Genomic DNA, 15809 nt, shown 5'->3' with positions numbered 1-15809 from the left:
CGTGATGGCTGGGTGTCGTCCTCTTTGGTTACTTTCTGGGGGACAAGCACCAGAAAGTGACTCGCCTAAAGGCGAAATAAGCTGCGACAAAAAACCACTCAACCGGAGCACTCTTAAACAGATCACCCACAAAAAAATAAACCCAGACATTTCTATCCGGGTCTACTTATCCATCCAATCAAAAAACTACGCGACCAATGTCGGTGTTTTGATCCGCTCAGTTAAATGCGGTGCAATCACTTGCAGCATTTGTCCAAACACTTTCGGGTTCGCCGCGACGATATTACCGGTACGCAACCAGCTTTCGTTGCCTTCGAAGTCACCGACAATACCACCGGCCTCTTGTACCAGCAAGGCACCAGCAGCGATATCCCAAGGCGACAGGTTGATCTCAAAGAAACCATCGGTGAAACCGGCGGCTACATAGGCGAGATCCAGCGCGGCAGAACCTGGACGGCGCAAGCCAGCTGTTTTCTTGGCCATGTCGCGGAAGATATTGATATAGGTATCCAGATAGCTGAAATCTTTGAATGGAAACCCCGTAGAAAGCAATGCTTCTTGCAATTTGGTGCGCTGCGTGACGCGGATACGGCGGTTGTTCAAAAACGCCCCGCTGCCTCTGGTTGCGGTAAACAGGTCGTTGCGTACCGGGTCATAAATCACTGCTTGTGTCAGCACGCCTTTTTCTTGCAGGGCGATTGAAATACAGTAAGCCGGGAAGTTATGCAGGAAATTCGTGGTGCCATCCAGTGGGTCGATAATCCAGATATTATCGGCTTCGGTATTGGTTTTACCGCTTTCTTCGCCATAAAAACCGTGGTTAGGATAAGCCTCTTTCAATACATTGATAATGGCTTGCTCGGCATTGCGGTCGATTTCGCTGACAAAGTCATTCGTGTCTTTTTGTTCGACTTTTAAGGCGCCGATGTCCATGGCGCCACGGTTGATGATTTTGCCTGCTTCGCGCGCGGCGCGAATGGCGACATTCAGGATTGGATGCATGCTGTGTGATCTTGATTCAACTGATAAAATGCTATTTTAGCTTTTTACACGCTTAGCCACAAACATAACGGCAACATTTACCCATGTCACCCACTCCAGAATCTACACTCTTTGCCAATATTCGTGTCGTTTTATGCCAAACCAGCCATCCCGGCAACATTGGTTCTACGGCACGCGCCATGAAAACCATGGGCCTGAGCCGCCTTTACCTGGTACGCCCCAAGCACTTTCCAGATAGCGAAGCAAACTCACTAGCGGTAAATGCCGCTGACTTGCTGGAAACCGCCGTGGTGACGGAAACACTGGAGGAGGCCTTGGCCGATTGCCAGTTTGTGATTGGCGTCAGCGGCAAGGAGCGCTCGCTGTCGCAACAGGTGATGACGGTGCGCGAAGCGGCACAAGAAGTAAAATCCGTCGCCAGCCATAGCCAGGTGGCACTGGTGTTCGGCACCGAGATGAGCGGCCTGAGCAATGCCGAGGCTGATCTTTGCCATGTATTGGCGACGATTCCGGCCAACCCTGAGTACACCTCGCTCAACCTGGCGCAGGCGGTGCAAATCATGAGTTATGAAACACGCATGGCCATCACGACCGGGGAGTTGCACTACGAAGAAAAACCAGTCGAGCTAGCCACGCAGGAAGATCTGGAGCGTTTTTACGAGCATATGCGCGAAGTGCTGGAACATATCGGTTACATCAATCCGCGCGCACCTAAAAAGCTGTTTGAACGCCTGCGCCGCCTGTATGGCCGCAGCCGGTTAGAGAAAGAAGAAGTGAATTTATTGCGTGGCATTTTGACGCTAACGGTCAACCCGAAAAAACACAGCAAATACTAGGCTTGCAATTGCGCGTTTAGTGTAAATAGCCTTGCCCGCTTTAGACGCGCGCTTAACTTAATGGCATAATGCGCGCATGTTTAAGCACCTCAAAGAAGATATTTCGATTGTGTTTGACCGCGACCCGGCGGCGCGTACCCATTTCGAGATTCTGACCACTTACCCTGGTGTGCATGCCCTGATCCTGCATCGATTCAGCCACTGGTTATGGAGCCATCGCCTGTATTGGCTGGGCCGCGCCCTCTCCCACTTTGGGCGCTGGATTACTGGCATAGAAATCCACCCTGGCGCCACTATAGGCCGCCGCGTATTTATTGATCACGGCATGGGCGTCGTGGTTGGTGAAACAGCCATTATTGGTGATGATTGCACGCTGTATCATGGCGTGACCTTGGGAGGCACCAGCTGGAACAAGGGCAAACGCCATCCGACGTTGGAGTCTGGCGTCGTTATAGGCGCGGGCGCAAAAGTGCTGGGGCCAATCACGATTGGAAAAAACGCCAAGATTGGCTCTAACGCCGTGGTGGTAAAAGATGTGCCTGACGGTGCGACAGCGGTAGGCATTCCAGCGCGCATTCTGGAAGAAGAAAAAGCCAAGCAACGTCAGGATGCGGCGCAAAAAATGGGCTTCAGCGCCTACGCGGTGGGTAACGATGAAAACGACCCTATGATCAAGGCCATCAACAGCCTGCTCGACCATGCCCACAAGCAAGAGTCCGAGATAGCAGAACTTAAAATACAATTAGCCAAACTGAGCGATACTGAAACCGATACCAATGTTGGTGAGGCTTTTGCCAAAAAGCCCGAGTAGCCGACCTCTGGCAGCACGCCACCAAGCCCTGAACTTTTTGGGCATAATAATTGACTAAAACAGTAGGTTATTATACAATTCACCTCTGTTTTAAAAGGTCATCTCAAGATGCGATTAACCACCAAAGGACGTTTTGCTGTCACCGCGATGCTCGACATTGCGCTTTACGAAGCAGACAAGCCAGTCACACTGGCTGGCATTAGCGAACGCCAAAGCATTTCCCTGTCTTATCTTGAACAGTTATTCAGCCGCCTGCGCAAGCAAGGCCTGGTCTCCAGCGTACGCGGACCAGGTGGCGGCTATCGCATTGCCAAAGCACACAGCGAAATCTCGGTGTCTGACATTATTACTGCTGTAGACGAACAAATTGATGCCACCCAATGCGGCGGCAACGAAAATTGCCACGACGAAGGTCGTTGCATGACGCATGAGCTTTGGGCGTCATTAAACAGCAAAATTCTTGACTACTTATCAGGCGTGAGCCTGGCAGACATGGTTGATATGCAGCGCAAAAAAGGCGCAGGTACGGTCGTATTCGCGCCGAGAAAATGTGGCTCTGAAGCAACCATTGCCGCCTAATATTTGGCTATGACAACGCAAACCGCTTTCCTCGACCACAACAGTACCACGGCGTTAAAACCACAGGTGCTGGAAGCGATGCTGCCCTGGTTGACCCAGCCAACGGGCAACCCGACCAGCCGCCATGTCTTTGGCCGCAATGCACGCGAAGCGTTAGAGCTGGCCAGGAAGCAGATTGCAGCTTGTGTCGGTGTGCAGGCATCACAAGTCGTGTTTACGTCTGGCGGCACAGAAGCCAATAACTTTGCCATTAAAGGCATCACGGCGAACCTGAGTCCGTCACAGTTACTGATCAGCGGCATTGAGCATCCGTGCGTGACACGCCCGGCACAGTCATTGGCCTGGCATGATTGGAAAGTGGCCACGATTGGTGTGGACAGTCAGGGCGTGATTGACCTGGCGCAGGCAGAGCAAGCCCTCAGCGCACGCACAGGATTAGTCTCTGCCATGCTGGCAAACAATGAAACTGGCGCGATACAACCTGTGGCTGAGTTAGCGCAACTGGCAAAAGCCCATGGTGCGTTATTGCATACCGATGCAGTGCAGGCCTTTGGCAAAATCGACGTCAATATGAGCGCTTTGGGCGTACATGCGATGACGATTTCCAGTCACAAAATTGGCGGGCCGATAGGCGTCGGCGCATTGATTGTAGACAAGCGTGTGGATATTGCGCCCTTGTTACATGGCGGCGGTCAAGAACGTGGTTTGCGTAGCGGCACGGAAAATGTGGCAGGTATTATCGGCTTTGCACAGGCCGCCCAGTTAGCCATGCAATCAATGGCTAGCCGTCATACCACCGTTAAACAGTTGCGTGACCAATTAGAAAGCGGTTTAAACAGATTGGGCGCCGTGATTTTTGCACAGCAGGCTGAACGTTTGCCCAATACCAGTTTTTTTGCCATTCCTAACATTGAGGGCGAAACATTGGTGACCGCGCTGGACAAAGTGGGGTTTGCAGTGGCCAGTGGCTCTGCCTGCTCCAGTGACAGCACAGAGCCTAGCCATGTATTGCTGGCCATGGGGATCACGCCAGACCTGGCACGCGGTGCAGTGCGCGTTAGCCTGAGCGATAGCAATACCAGTGAAGAAATCACCCAGTTTTTAGCAGCGTTGCAGCAACAGGTGCAACGTCTGAAAGGATTAAATGCCGTTGCGGCATAAGACTTTAATTGAAAGAGCATGAGACATGTCTGAAAGAAAGCCGATTTACCTGGATTACTCTGCGACCACACCGGTAGACCCCCGTGTTGCGCAAAAAATGATTCCTTACCTGACCGAAGACTTTGGTAACCCTGCTTCGCGTAGTCACCCTTATGGCTGGACCGCAGAGCACGCGGTAGAAAATGCGCGTGAAGAAGTGGCCAAACTGGTCAATGCCGATTCACGTGAAATCGTGTGGACCTCAGGCGCCACGGAGTCTAACAACCTGGCAATCAAAGGTGCCGCGCACTTTTACGCTGGCAGCAAAGGCAAGCACATCATCACCGCCGCCACCGAGCACAAAGCGGTGCTGGATACCGTGCGCGAACTGGAACGTGAAGGCTACGAAGCGACTTACCTGCAACCAGAAGCCGATGGCCTGATTGATCTCGAGAAATTCAAAGCCGCGATTCGCCCGGACACGGTATTGGCCTCCATCATGCTGGTCAATAACGAAATCGGCGTGATTCAGGATATTGAAGCGCTGGGCAATGTCTGCCGCGCAAATAATATTATTTTCCACGTCGATGCGGCACAGGCAACCGGCAAGGTCGCGATTGACCTGGAAAAACTGCCAGTGGACTTGATGAGCTTCTCCGCACACAAGACCTACGGCCCTAAAGGCGTCGGTGCTTTGTATGTGCGCCGTAAACCACGTATCCGCATTGAAGCGCAAATGCACGGCGGCGGTCATGAGCGCGGCATGCGTTCAGGCACGCTGGCGACGCACCAGATTGCGGGTATGGGCGAAGCTTTCCGCATTGCGCGTGAAGAGATGGCCAGCGAAAACGAACGTATCCGCACCCTGCGTGACCGTTTATTGAACGGCTTGCTGCAAATTGAAGAAACCTATGTCAACGGTGACCTGGATCATCGCGTGCCACACAACCTCAACGTCAGCTTCAACTACGTGGAAGGCGAGTCATTGATCATGGCGATTAAAGATATTGCCGTATCTTCAGGCTCTGCGTGTACCTCCGCCAGCCTGGAACCTAGCTATGTATTGCGTGCACTGGGTCGCTCTGATGAACTGGCACACAGCTCGATCCGTTTCAGCATTGGTCGCTTCACCACTGAAGCCGATGTCGATTACACCATTGAGCTGTTGAAGAGCAAAATTGGAAAATTGCGTGAACTGTCCCCATTATGGGAGATGTTCAAGGATGGGATTGATCTGTCCAAAGTAGAATGGGCGGAGCATTAAAAATTGATCTTTCATCGCCTGGCGGCGTTGTCGGACTGCTTGTTTAGATGACTAAACGGCGCAATCCTTCGCCTTGCCAGACAATGAAATCTGCAATTTTTATTCATTAAAGAAATATTTTTAAGAGTTAAAACGCGATACACCCTGAATATCGCGATTTAATTGATAGGAGCAACAACATGGCTTACTCAGATAAAGTATTAGATCACTACGAAAATCCACGTAACGTGGGTTCTCTGGACAAAAATGACCCGAATGTGGGCACCGGCATGGTCGGCGCACCTGCGTGTGGTGACGTGATGAAGTTGCAAATCAAGGTGAATGATGCTGGCGTGATTGAAGATGCCAAATTCAAGACTTATGGTTGCGGCTCTGCGATTGCTTCCAGCTCGCTGGTAACCGAATGGTTAAAAGGCAAAACACTGGATCAGGCGCAAGAGATCAAGAACTCTGCGATTGCTGAAGAGCTGGCATTGCCGCCAGTGAAAATTCACTGCTCCGTGCTGGCAGAAGATGCAATCAAATCAGCGATTGCTGACTTGAAATCCAAACAAGGTTAAGCATATGGCAATTACCCTGACTGAAACCGCAGCCAACCGCGTGGAAAAGTTTCTGGCTAACCGTGGCAAAGGCCTCGGTTTACGCCTGGGCGTCAAAACCACGGGCTGTTCAGGCATGGCCTACACGCTGGAATTTGTGGACGAAATGCAAGATGAAGATGTGGCATTTGAAAGCCACGGCATCAAGGTCATTGTCGACCCGAAAAGCCTGGTGTATATCGATGGCACTGAACTCGACTTCACTAAGGAAGGCCTGAACGAAGGCTTTAAGTTCAACAACCCGAATGTGAAAGACGAGTGCGGCTGCGGCGAGTCATTTACCGTTTAACGTTTGCTGCAAATACATGCAACACGCCTGTATTTTCAGTCATCGACTATGCAAAACTACTTCGCCCTCTTTCAGCTACCGCAACAGTTTGAGCTAGACATCACGGTGCTGGATGCCCAGTACCGCAAGTTACAAGCGGAAGTCCATCCGGATAAATTTGTGAATGCGTCACCCGCCGAACGCATGCAGTCCATGCAAATGGCGACGCAGGTCAACGAAGCTTACCAGGTGCTCAAACAGCCGACGTCACGCGCGCGCTACCTGCTACAACTGCAAGGCATTGCCACCGATGAAGAAAACAATACGGCCATGCCGGGTGATTTTTTGATGGCGCAAATGGAGTGGCGTGAAGCCATGGATGACGCCAGGGCTGGCAAAGACATTCCCGCACTGGATGCGTTACTGAAAGAAATGCGCACGCAAGCCAAGGCCTTGCAGCAGCAAGTGGCCAATGAAATTATGGCCGCCCCGACGCAGGCAGCCCTGACGGTACGCAAGCTGCGGTTTATTGATAAAGTGAGTGAAGATGTGAATCAGCTGATCGCTCAGTTGGAAGATTAGAGTTTCATGGCCTTATTACAGATTTCCGAACCTGGCTTATCCCCTGCCCCACATCAACACAAATTGGCAGTGGGTATTGACCTGGGTACCACCAACTCACTCGTTGCCACCGTACGCAGCGGCATGAGTACCGTATTGCATGATGAGCATGGCCACGCACTGCTGCCCTCTGTCGTGCGCTACCTCCAAGATAGCATTATTGTTGGCCACGAAGCGCAAGCGGCACAAAGCCTGGACCCGGTGAATACCATCGTCTCGGTCAAGCGCTTTATGGGTCGCGCCTTGCACGACATCACCGACAGAGCGCATATTCCCTATCATTTTGTGGAGAATGACAGTTCGCAAGGCATTCTCGAAATCAAAACGCGTGCCGGTTTAAAAAGTCCGGTCGAGATTTCTGCCGAAATTTTAAAAACCCTGAAAGCCCGTGCTGAAAAAGCATTGGGCGGCGAGCTCACCGGCGCGGTCATCACCGTGCCCGCTTATTTTGATGACGCACAACGCCAGGCCACCAAAGACGCTGCACGCCTGGCAGGCTTGCATGTACTGCGCCTGCTCAATGAGCCCACTGCTGCTGCAGTGGCCTATGGCCTGGATAATGCTGCCGAAGGCGTCTACGTCATTTATGACCTGGGTGGCGGCACCTTTGACATTTCCATCCTGCGCCTGAGCAAAGGCGTATTTGAAGTGCTGGCCACCAATGGCGACTCTGCCTTGGGTGGTGATGACTTTGACCACCGCATTTTTTGCTGGGTGCTGGATCAGGTACGCAGCAAAACCAAAGACTTCAAACCGCTCAGCGAAGAAGATACCCGCCTGCTGCTCACCAAGGCGCGCCAGGCCAAAGAATGGCTGACCGATAACCATGAAGCTAATATCGTCTGCAAACTGAGTAACGGCGCCCTGGTCGATGAAACCCTGTCGGTAGCGCAATTTGTCACGCTGACCGAACACCTGGTGATTAAAACCTTAAGCCCGACGCGCAAAGCCATGCGCGATGCCGGGTTAAGCATAGACGAGATTAAAGGCGTGGTATTGGTTGGCGGCGCCACGCGCATGCCGCATATCCGCCATGCGGTGCAGGCATTCTTCGAGCAAGAGCCCCTGACCAACCTAGACCCGGATAAGGTCGTCGCCCTGGGCGCAGCCATACAAGCCAACGTGCTCGCCGGTAACCGCAGTGGCGATGAATTACTGCTACTGGACATCACGCCGCTTTCACTCGGCCTGGAAACCATGGGCGGATTGGTAGAAAAAGTCATTCCTCGCAACTCTACTTTACCGATTGCACGCGCGCAGGACTTTACCACTTATAAAGACGGCCAAACCGCGATGGCGATTCATGTCGTGCAAGGCGAACGTGAGTTGGTCAGCGACTGCCGGTCACTGGCGCGTTTTGAGCTGCGTGGCATTCCACCGATGGCAGCGGGTGCCGCACGGATTCGCGTGACATTCCAAGTCGATGCCGATGGCCTGTTATCCGTCAGTGCGCGCGAACAGACCAATGGCGTGGAAGCCAACATCACGGTGAAACCCTCTTATGGCCTGAACGAAGACCAGATCACCAGCATGCTCAAAGATTCCTTTGGTGCAGCAGAAAGCGATAAAGCTGCACGCATGCTGCGCGAGGCCGTGGTCGATGCGCAGCGCCTGATTGAAGCGATTCAAGCCGCGCTGGCTGAAGATGGTGACACATTGCTGAATGCAGATGAACGCCAACAGATACAAACCCATATTGATGCCCTGCTGGCTTTATGCCAGGGCACGGATAGCCATGCGGTTAAACAGGCGAGCGATGCGCTCAACCATGCCACAGAAGACTTTGCTGCCAAACGCATGGACGCCTCAGTACAAAAAGCCCTTGCTGGCAAAAACCTGGATTCACTGGAACTATAAACATGCCAAAAATTACTGTATTGCCACATACCGAACTCTGCCCGCAAGGCGCGGTGATTGAGGCCGAAGCTGGCACCTCGATCTGCGATGCTTTGCTCAAGCACGATATTGATATTGATAATGCCTGTGGCGGCGTTTGCGCCTGCACCACTTGCCATGTCGTCGTGCGTGAAGGCTTTAAAAGCCTGAATGAGATTGACGAGGACGAAGACGATATGCTGGATCGGGCCTGGGGCTTAACGCCGCAATCGCGCTTGTCTTGCCAGGCTATTTTGCAAGCGACGGACGTCACGGTGGAGATTCCCAAATACAGCATTAACCTGGCCAAAGAAGGCCATCATTAAGCCAATGAGCCCAATAAAAAAGCCGATGCATGCATCGGCTTTTTGTTTGACGTGACAATTAGCCTATAAAGGTCTCTTCCATGAAATCCACTTTACCGGTTGAAATATCGTAGACGGCGCCGACAATCCCAATCTGCTTGCTTTGCAACATATCATCAATAATATCGCTGCAACGAATAATGGTTTCAATCTGATACTTCACGTTTAACGCACAAATTTTCTCAACAAAATCACTGTTTTTAGAGTTACGCTGGGCCGGGTCATTGATGGTTTTTTCATGACGGATAGACGGTTTGATCAAGTTGATAATCTCGCCAATATGGCCATCTTTAAAGTCATCACATGCGGCTTTGACTGCGCCGCAAGAAGTATGGCCCATGACCACAATCAGCTTGCTGCCCAGGTATTTGCTGCCAAATTCAAGGCTGCCGATAGCTTTATCAGAAGCAATATTACCAGCCAGGCGCACACTGAACACATCGCCCAATGCCTGATCAAACAAAAGCTCTACAGGCGCACGCGAGTCGCTGCAGCTTAAAAATGACGAGAACGGATGCTGTTTGTCTTTGGTGATTTGAATCAAGCTCTTGAAGTCTTTGTCCTGTTCGCGATCGGTAATAAAACGCTGATTGCCTTCAATCAAGATATCCAGTGCTTCACGCGCGGTCATTTTGTCGCGATCGAGTAATGGGTGCTTGTACATAGTGTGTATCCTCTACTAGTAAATGATGTGGCATGGCTGTGAGCCATGCTTTTTTGGTTAATGTCCCAACATATGCTTGGGCGGTTTAAAATCAATGGTTTCCACGTCAATATTTTTCAACTTGGCATGCTGTTGGTAGCCGTGGATAAACTCCACCACATCATAAGCAATCGATTTGCTATTGGTGCAATCAATCACCACTTTACTATTGGGTGGAATGGCTTCCAATACTTCCAGGATGCTGGCCTTGTTAAAGAAAGAAACCTCTTCCGCCAGCACTAATTCATACACCTCTTTGCCGTCTTTGGTAGAACGCGTTTGCTTGATGTAGTGTGAATTGCGGTAGCTGTGGTGCAAGGTAAAGAAGATGGCAACCACCAGACCCAGACCGATACCAGTCAATAAATCTGTAAACACGATCGCAACTATCGTCACGATAAACGGCACAAACTGCTCCCAGCCCAACTGGTACATTTGTTTGAACAGTTTAGGTTTCGCCAGTTTGTAACCCACCATAATCAGGATGGTGGCCAGGCTAGCCAGAGGAATCAGGTTGAGGAAGCTGGCAATGGTAATGGCGCTCAGCAACAGCCAAAAACCATGCAAAACTGCGGATAACTTGGTTTGTGCACCAAAAGTCACGTTGGCACTACTACGCACAATCACCTGCGTAATCGGCAAGCCACCAATCAGTCCTGACACCATATTGCCCAAGCCTTGCGCCTTGAGTTCTTTGTTGGTCGGCGTCACACGTTTGTGTGTATCCAGCTTGTCAGTCGCTTCCACGCATAGCAATGTCTCCAGGCTGGCGACAATCGCCATGACCAACGCCGTTTTAATCACCAGCGGCTGCGTAATCTTGCTGAAATCAGGATGGGTAAAGAAGCTGGCAAACTCGCCCAAGCTGCTCGCTACAGGCAAGCGCACAATCTGGTCCTCACTCAAGGTGAAATTCAACCAGCCGCGCATAAAGGCCACGTTGAGCAGAATGCCCACCAATACCACCACAATCGGCCCTTGTAGCAACTGGAAAATCCGGTGTTTTTTGGTCAGCACCGTATCCCACAGAATCAAAATCGCAAAAGACACCGCCGCAATCAAGACTGCGCCAGGGGTTAACAAGTCCCATGCCTGCAAAATATCGCTGAAGGTATCATGCCCGGCAAATGCATCAAAAGATTCATCGCCTTCGTAGTCCGCATCGTAACCGAATGCATGCGGAATCTGTTTGAGGATAATCAGCAAACCTATGCCTGTGAGCATGCCGGTAATCACTGAAGATGGCACAAAATAGGCAATAAACCCGGCTTTTAACTGCCCCAGCAAAAACTGGAATACACCAGCCAGCACCACCGCGGCCAGAAAGACTTCATAAGAACCCAGGTTGCCAATGGCCGCCATCACAATCACGGCCAGGCCAGCCGCCGGGCCACTGACACCCAGCTGCGAGCCACTGGCCAGGCCAACGACAATGCCGCCAACAATACCGGCAATCACGCCCGAAAATAGCGGCGCACCAGACGCTAGGGCGATACCCAAACAAAGTGGCAAGGCCACAAAAAACACGACAATGGAGGCCGGTAAGTCTCGATTGACGTGCTTGAACAAGTCTAGCGGGCTAGACCTCTGCACGGAGGTTGACATGGTGTATATCCTTCACAAACAAAACTATAGTTATATTGTTAATTTTTATAATTGACGCGATGACACACAAAACCCCGCAATGATGCGGGGTTATTGTTCAGCGCGGTGATCAGCTAACATTTAGTCGGCTGTGGTACCACCGCTATAGGGACGCTTGCCGATAAAGTTTAAGCGCATTTGCTGATGCTTGTCGAAGCCCTTTTCCGGCTGGTCGGTCACAATCCCTGCACCTACCCACTTCTCATCAGCATTTTGCCTGGCCACTGGTGCCTTGGCATATGGACGCTTACCTAAAAAGTTATGCTCATGCATCTGCTTAACCGTTGCCGCGTCCTGGTCGATAGACTCGTCCGCCTGCGCATTAGCCATTAAACCAAATGCCACTAATACTGCCAATAATAATTTGCTCATTTTTCGCTCCTACATAATTTGTTTGTGTTTGACACCTTGTGCAGGTGTCAACTTATTATGTTCCAACAACCTTACGCAACACTGACTAGAAAGCGCGCTTACCCAGTGAGTGCAGTTTCAATGTTTGTTGCTGATTAGTCTGGTCAACTCTCAGGGTGGCACCAACCCAGGCTTGCTCAGCATCCGCTTTGGCAATCACAGGCTGCTGGTATGCACGCTGACCCAGAAATTGCACATGATGTGTGTTCTTAACCGTTTCGCCGGTAGCTGTTTCAACCGCTTGTGCTGGCAAAGCCAGGCTCAAACCCAAGATCATTGCTGCTGCTGTTGTTAATGTACGCATGGTATTTCTCCTTTAAATCGTCATTCAGACTAGTTGTTCGGTGGTGTGAATCTGATTGCATTCACGATGGATTGCATTTTGCCCATGTATTGTCATCAATAAATCTACCGATATAGGTAGTTCGGTATATACTTAACGGCATATGCCGAACGACAGCCCCCCACCCACAGAAAGTGCGTTTGCCTTACGCAATGCACTCAAACAAACCCAAGTGCAAATGGCACATGACCGACTATTTGAGCGGCTCGGGCAAAAATTGTTCAGTCACGGCTGGTCAGAGGAACTCATGCAATGGTTGCTGGATGAAGTCTGCATGCAGTTTGGGGCACCACACGGCCTGATTAGCCAGCAGCACGCAGGCGCTTTGAAAATACTGGCCCAGCGCGGTAAAGCGTTCCCGATTGGTGCGCGCGTGCCTATGCTGGGCGCACTGGCCCAATGGCTAAAAGAGCCCATACACTTTGAGGTGCATAGCCAGTTTGTACCCAGCCTGTGGACACTGCCAACCAATACAGATCAAACCACATTGCATTGTTACCATCTACCGATTGCCTGCCAGCAACGCGCGGTTGGTTTATTGGGGCTAATCACTGGCAATCCGCTCAGCCCGGCCAGTCTGCAAGTGCTGCATAGCGTGTGTGGCTTGTTGGGATTTGCCTTACAAGGGCAAGCACAGGCCAATAGTGTGATTGATGACAGTTACCTGCAAAAACTCACACCGCGTGAGCGTGAGGTATTCGCCCTGCTGCCTTCCGGCCCCAGCAATGCGGCCCTGGCGCAAAAGCTGGGGATTTCACCGGGCACGGTTAAAATCCATATTGAACGTATTTTAAGCAAGCTGGACTTAAACGACCGCACGCAAGCGGCGGTCAAGGCCGTCGAAGCCGGTTTCAAGAGCGATGGACTATGAGTCAAAGTATGTTTAAACCCATGGCACAACTCACCAGCCGCCTCAATCTGTTATGGCAGGATTTATCACTGACCACCAAAGGCATCGTACTCAATGCCTTGCCACTCACTGTCCTGCTCGCGTCATTGGCACTGATTTTTGAGAGTGAGCAGCAAGCTGCCTTACTGGAAAGACGCGTGCAGAACGCCCTGCAAATCCAGCAAGACATTCAAACCCTGCAAACCCTGTTGCTCGAAGCCTCCACCGGCGTGCGTGATTTCTTGCTGACCGGCAATCGCCAGTTCCTCGCCGGTTATGAAAGTGCCAAGCAAAGCATGCCGCAATTGCTCAGTTCGCTCGAACACAATCTGGATGACCGCTCACAGCAACACCTGTTACAAGTGATTCATCCTCTGGTAGACAAAAATCTCAATGACCTGGCTGTCCTCGCCAGCCATAGTGAAGAAGAAGCTGACGAAGCGCTAATCGGCAAATTTGCTTCGCAAGGCGATGCCTTGAACCGTTTACGCGCGCATCTCAACCAGATGAGCTTGCGCGAGTCCACCATCGTCAACCAGGATAAAAAAGAAGTCATTTACGAACGCAAACGCAATTTACGTATCACGCTGATGGCGGTGATTGCAGGCGTGGTCGGTTCGCTGATTGGCGTGTGGCTGTTTACCCAAACCATCGTCGCCCGCGTCAAAACCATCCGTGATAGCGCCATACACCTGGTGAAAGGCGAGCCGTTGGCCCTACCCAGCATCAGCCGCGATGAATTAGGTGAACTCACCAGCGAGTTGGAACACGCCTCACAATTGCTGACCCAAAGCGCGCAAGAAGCCCACCTGGCCCGTGTTGATGCCGAAGAAGCCAGTGCGGCAAAGAGTAACTTTTTATCACGCACCAGCCATGAGCTGCGTACCCCGCTCAATGCGATTTTAGGTTTTGCGCAGATTCTCGAAAACGACTTGCCTGAAGGACGGCAAAAAGACAGTGCCACGCTGATTCATAATGCAGGCCAACACTTGCTCAAGCTGATTAATGAGGTGTTGGACATTTCACGCATTGAAAGTGGTGACATCAGCATGTCTATGGAAGTCATTGCACTGAACCACTTGCTCGAAGAGGCTTACCACTACTTAAAACCGTTGGAAAAAGTGCGCGACATCAGCATAGAAACGCATTTTGAGCCCGATCTGAAGGTGCGCGCAGACCGCCAGCGCCTGCTGCAAGTGATTTTAAACCTGCTGGCCAACGCCTTGAAATACGGCCCGGAAAACACCAGCGTCACCTTTAGTGCTTACCGTCACCATGGCCAAATCCGGGTCGATGTACGCGACCAGGGCCAAGGGATTCCTGCAGAATTACGTTCGCGATTATTCACCCCTTTTGACCGGCTGGGCGCTGAGCGCACCGTCACCGAAGGCACCGGCTTGGGCCTGGTGCTCAGCAAACAACTGATGGATGCCATGGGCGGCCAGATTGGTGTTGCCGAAGATCAAAGCCTGTTCTGGATCAGTCTGCCAGAGACGGAGCAGGTTGCGGAGTATCCAGCCCAACACGCCAATACAGGCGCAGAAATAAAGGTACCAAGTACCACGACTACCCGCCGTTCGGTCAAACGCCATATTTTGTATGTGGAGGATAACCACAGCAATCAGGCACTGATTGAAGCCATTATGAGCAAGCATCGCCACCTCAAGCTACATCTGGCAGCCAGCTTGCAAGAAAGCATGGTCTGGCTACGTGACATGCAGCCAGACTTGCTGTTACTGGACTTGAACCTACCAGATGGCTCCGGGGAGTCACTGATTCAGCATATCCAATCCAGTCGCCAGGACTTACAGGCGATTCCTATTGTGATTTTAAGTGCAGACGCCCTGCCGGACACCATGCAGCGCCTCAATGCGCTTGGCATCACGCACTACTTTACCAAGCCGCTCAATGTGGCGGCTTTTAACCAGTTATTATTAAAACTCCTGCCCGAGACGCCATGAATATTGAACAATTACGTGCCTCTAAAATCCTCATCATTGACGATGCCGAGGCCAATTTACGACTGCTTGAAGAATTATTGACCAAAGAGGGCTTTGAGCAAGTGATTAGCACGACGGACTCCACTAAAACCATGGACCTGGTGAATGCTTTTCAGCCCGACCTGATTTTGCTCGACTTAATGATGCCAGTGCTGGATGGTTTTGCCGTGCTTGATCAGTTGTCGCACCATGTCGGGCCGCATGATTTTTTACCTGTGCTGGTACTCACGGCGGATGCCACGATTGCCACGCGGCGCAAAGCGCTGGCCTTGGGGGCCAAAGACTTTTTAACCAAACCGTTTGACCATATGGAAGCCATGCTCAGGGTATGGAACCTGCTAGAAACGCGCTGGTTATTTAATCAGCTCAAAACGCACCAGCCCAACCTGCACTTGCCCAGCATGCATGAAAGTTAAGGCCATGCACCAGAATTAAGCGTGAATTAAGCCACGCCAGGTA

At 51.4% G+C, this 15809-nt stretch carries 18 protein-coding genes; 13 read left to right on the top strand and 5 right to left on the bottom strand.

Going from position 1 to position 15809, the window contains the following annotated elements; translation table 11 throughout:
* Positions 1–186: 186 nt before the first annotated feature.
* Positions 187–1002, bottom strand: coding sequence for an inositol monophosphatase family protein (locus INP78_RS13005; protein ID WP_194742623.1), 816 nt, complete (start codon positions 1000–1002; stop codon positions 187–189).
* An 83-nt stretch (positions 1003–1085) separates the two neighbouring features.
* Between INP78_RS13005 and INP78_RS13000 the strand changes: the two genes are divergently transcribed.
* The 10 genes from INP78_RS13000 to fdx all read left to right on the top strand — a co-directional run bounded on the left by INP78_RS13000 (position 1086) and on the right by fdx (position 9321).
* On the top strand, positions 1086–1838 hold the full coding sequence (locus INP78_RS13000) for an RNA methyltransferase (protein ID WP_194742622.1): 753 nt from the start codon (positions 1086–1088) through the stop codon (positions 1836–1838).
* A gap of 76 nt (positions 1839–1914) precedes the next feature.
* Positions 1915–2649, top strand: a complete 735-nt coding sequence (gene cysE / locus INP78_RS12995) for a serine O-acetyltransferase (protein ID WP_194742621.1) — start codon at positions 1915–1917, stop codon at positions 2647–2649.
* A 108-nt stretch (positions 2650–2757) separates the two neighbouring features.
* Positions 2758–3228, top strand: a complete 471-nt coding sequence (gene iscR / locus INP78_RS12990; RefSeq protein ID WP_194742620.1) for a Fe-S cluster assembly transcriptional regulator IscR — start codon at positions 2758–2760, stop codon at positions 3226–3228.
* Between the two features lie 9 nt (positions 3229–3237).
* Positions 3238–4389, top strand: coding sequence for a cysteine desulfurase family protein (locus INP78_RS12985; protein ID WP_194742619.1), 1152 nt, complete (start codon positions 3238–3240; stop codon positions 4387–4389).
* 25 nt (positions 4390–4414) lie between these two features.
* On the top strand, positions 4415–5632 hold the full coding sequence (locus INP78_RS12980; RefSeq protein WP_194742618.1) for an IscS subfamily cysteine desulfurase: 1218 nt from the start codon (positions 4415–4417) through the stop codon (positions 5630–5632).
* Positions 5633–5811: 179 nt separating this feature from the next.
* Positions 5812–6192 (top strand): Fe-S cluster assembly scaffold IscU, encoded by a 381-nt coding sequence (iscU, locus tag INP78_RS12975; RefSeq protein WP_019882635.1) that lies wholly within the window; start codon positions 5812–5814, stop codon positions 6190–6192.
* 4 nt (positions 6193–6196) lie between these two features.
* Positions 6197–6520: an iron-sulfur cluster assembly protein IscA gene (gene iscA / locus INP78_RS12970; RefSeq protein WP_194742617.1), complete on the top strand. Its 324-nt coding sequence runs from the start codon at positions 6197–6199 to the stop codon at positions 6518–6520.
* A 48-nt stretch (positions 6521–6568) separates the two neighbouring features.
* On the top strand, positions 6569–7081 hold the full coding sequence (hscB, locus tag INP78_RS12965; RefSeq protein ID WP_194742616.1) for a Fe-S protein assembly co-chaperone HscB: 513 nt from the start codon (positions 6569–6571) through the stop codon (positions 7079–7081).
* A 6-nt stretch (positions 7082–7087) separates the two neighbouring features.
* The gene (hscA, locus tag INP78_RS12960; protein WP_194742615.1) at positions 7088–8977 is read left to right on the top strand and encodes a Fe-S protein assembly chaperone HscA; all 1890 of its coding nucleotides are present in this window, start codon (positions 7088–7090) and stop codon (positions 8975–8977) included.
* 2 nt (positions 8978–8979) lie between these two features.
* Positions 8980–9321 carry an ISC system 2Fe-2S type ferredoxin gene (fdx, locus tag INP78_RS12955; protein WP_194742614.1) on the top strand — a complete coding sequence of 114 codons (342 nt, stop codon included), beginning with the start codon at positions 8980–8982 and terminating at the stop codon, positions 9319–9321.
* A 58-nt stretch (positions 9322–9379) separates the two neighbouring features.
* On the opposite strand, the gene INP78_RS12950 is transcribed toward fdx, so the two are convergent.
* From INP78_RS12950 to INP78_RS12935, 4 genes are all read right to left on the bottom strand, one after another.
* Positions 9380–10024, bottom strand: coding sequence for a carbonic anhydrase (locus INP78_RS12950; RefSeq protein WP_194742613.1), 645 nt, complete (start codon positions 10022–10024; stop codon positions 9380–9382).
* A 57-nt stretch (positions 10025–10081) separates the two neighbouring features.
* Positions 10082–11668 carry a SulP family inorganic anion transporter gene (locus INP78_RS12945; RefSeq protein ID WP_194742612.1) on the bottom strand — a complete coding sequence of 529 codons (1587 nt, stop codon included), beginning with the start codon at positions 11666–11668 and terminating at the stop codon, positions 10082–10084.
* A 120-nt stretch (positions 11669–11788) separates the two neighbouring features.
* Entirely contained in the window at positions 11789–12079 is a 291-nt protein-coding gene (locus INP78_RS12940) for a hypothetical protein (protein ID WP_194742611.1), read from the bottom strand.
* An 85-nt stretch (positions 12080–12164) separates the two neighbouring features.
* Positions 12165–12422, bottom strand: a complete 258-nt coding sequence (locus INP78_RS12935; protein WP_194742610.1) for a hypothetical protein — start codon at positions 12420–12422, stop codon at positions 12165–12167.
* Positions 12423–12564: 142 nt separating this feature from the next.
* On the opposite strand from INP78_RS12935, the gene INP78_RS12930 reads away from it, so the two are divergent.
* Genes INP78_RS12930 through INP78_RS12920 form a run of 3 tightly spaced genes read left to right on the top strand, consistent with a single transcriptional unit; the run spans position 12565 to position 15766 of the window.
* On the top strand, positions 12565–13332 hold the full coding sequence (locus tag INP78_RS12930; protein ID WP_194742609.1) for a LuxR C-terminal-related transcriptional regulator: 768 nt from the start codon (positions 12565–12567) through the stop codon (positions 13330–13332).
* On the top strand, positions 13329–15311 hold the full coding sequence (locus tag INP78_RS12925) for an ATP-binding protein (RefSeq protein WP_194742608.1): 1983 nt from the start codon (positions 13329–13331) through the stop codon (positions 15309–15311). The genes INP78_RS12930 and INP78_RS12925 overlap by 4 nt, the downstream gene beginning before the upstream one ends.
* The gene (locus INP78_RS12920) at positions 15308–15766 is read left to right on the top strand and encodes a response regulator (protein ID WP_024931017.1); all 459 of its coding nucleotides are present in this window, start codon (positions 15308–15310) and stop codon (positions 15764–15766) included. The genes INP78_RS12925 and INP78_RS12920 overlap by 4 nt, the downstream gene beginning before the upstream one ends.
* The last annotated feature ends 43 nt before the right edge of the window (positions 15767–15809 follow it).

The sequence above is a fragment of the Methylophilus sp. 14 genome (assembly GCF_015354345.1).
Classification (GTDB): domain Bacteria; phylum Pseudomonadota; class Gammaproteobacteria; order Burkholderiales; family Methylophilaceae; genus Methylophilus.
This window is presented reverse-complemented; position numbering and strand designations above follow the sequence as displayed.

Bases quoted from the DNA above. Each gene is read 5' to 3' on its own strand.
- INP78_RS12980 (WP_194742618.1), top strand. From the start codon at position 4,415: ATGTCTGAAAGAAAGCCGATTTACCTGGATTACTCTGCGACCACACCG.
- hscA (WP_194742615.1), top strand. From the start codon at position 7,088: ATGGCCTTATTACAGATTTCCGAACCTGGCTTATCCCCTGCCCCACAT.
- INP78_RS12920 (WP_024931017.1), top strand. From the start codon at position 15,308: ATGAATATTGAACAATTACGTGCCTCTAAAATCCTCATCATTGACGAT.
- fdx (WP_194742614.1), top strand. From the start codon at position 8,980: ATGCCAAAAATTACTGTATTGCCACATACCGAACTCTGCCCGCAAGGC.
- INP78_RS12950 (WP_194742613.1), bottom strand. From the start codon at position 10,024: ATGTACAAGCACCCATTACTCGATCGCGACAAAATGACCGCGCGTGAA.
- INP78_RS12930 (WP_194742609.1), top strand. From the start codon at position 12,565: ATGCCGAACGACAGCCCCCCACCCACAGAAAGTGCGTTTGCCTTACGC.
- cysE (WP_194742621.1), top strand. From the start codon at position 1,915: ATGTTTAAGCACCTCAAAGAAGATATTTCGATTGTGTTTGACCGCGAC.
- INP78_RS12985 (WP_194742619.1), top strand. From the start codon at position 3,238: ATGACAACGCAAACCGCTTTCCTCGACCACAACAGTACCACGGCGTTA.
- INP78_RS12935 (WP_194742610.1), bottom strand. From the start codon at position 12,422: ATGCGTACATTAACAACAGCAGCAGCAATGATCTTGGGTTTGAGCCTG.
- iscR (WP_194742620.1), top strand. From the start codon at position 2,758: ATGCGATTAACCACCAAAGGACGTTTTGCTGTCACCGCGATGCTCGAC.
- INP78_RS13000 (WP_194742622.1), top strand. From the start codon at position 1,086: ATGTCACCCACTCCAGAATCTACACTCTTTGCCAATATTCGTGTCGTT.
- hscB (WP_194742616.1), top strand. From the start codon at position 6,569: ATGCAAAACTACTTCGCCCTCTTTCAGCTACCGCAACAGTTTGAGCTA.
- iscU (WP_019882635.1), top strand. From the start codon at position 5,812: ATGGCTTACTCAGATAAAGTATTAGATCACTACGAAAATCCACGTAAC.
- INP78_RS12925 (WP_194742608.1), top strand. From the start codon at position 13,329: ATGAGTCAAAGTATGTTTAAACCCATGGCACAACTCACCAGCCGCCTC.
- INP78_RS12945 (WP_194742612.1), bottom strand. From the start codon at position 11,668: ATGTCAACCTCCGTGCAGAGGTCTAGCCCGCTAGACTTGTTCAAGCAC.
- iscA (WP_194742617.1), top strand. From the start codon at position 6,197: ATGGCAATTACCCTGACTGAAACCGCAGCCAACCGCGTGGAAAAGTTT.
- INP78_RS13005 (WP_194742623.1), bottom strand. From the start codon at position 1,002: ATGCATCCAATCCTGAATGTCGCCATTCGCGCCGCGCGCGAAGCAGGC.
- INP78_RS12940 (WP_194742611.1), bottom strand. From the start codon at position 12,079: ATGAGCAAATTATTATTGGCAGTATTAGTGGCATTTGGTTTAATGGCT.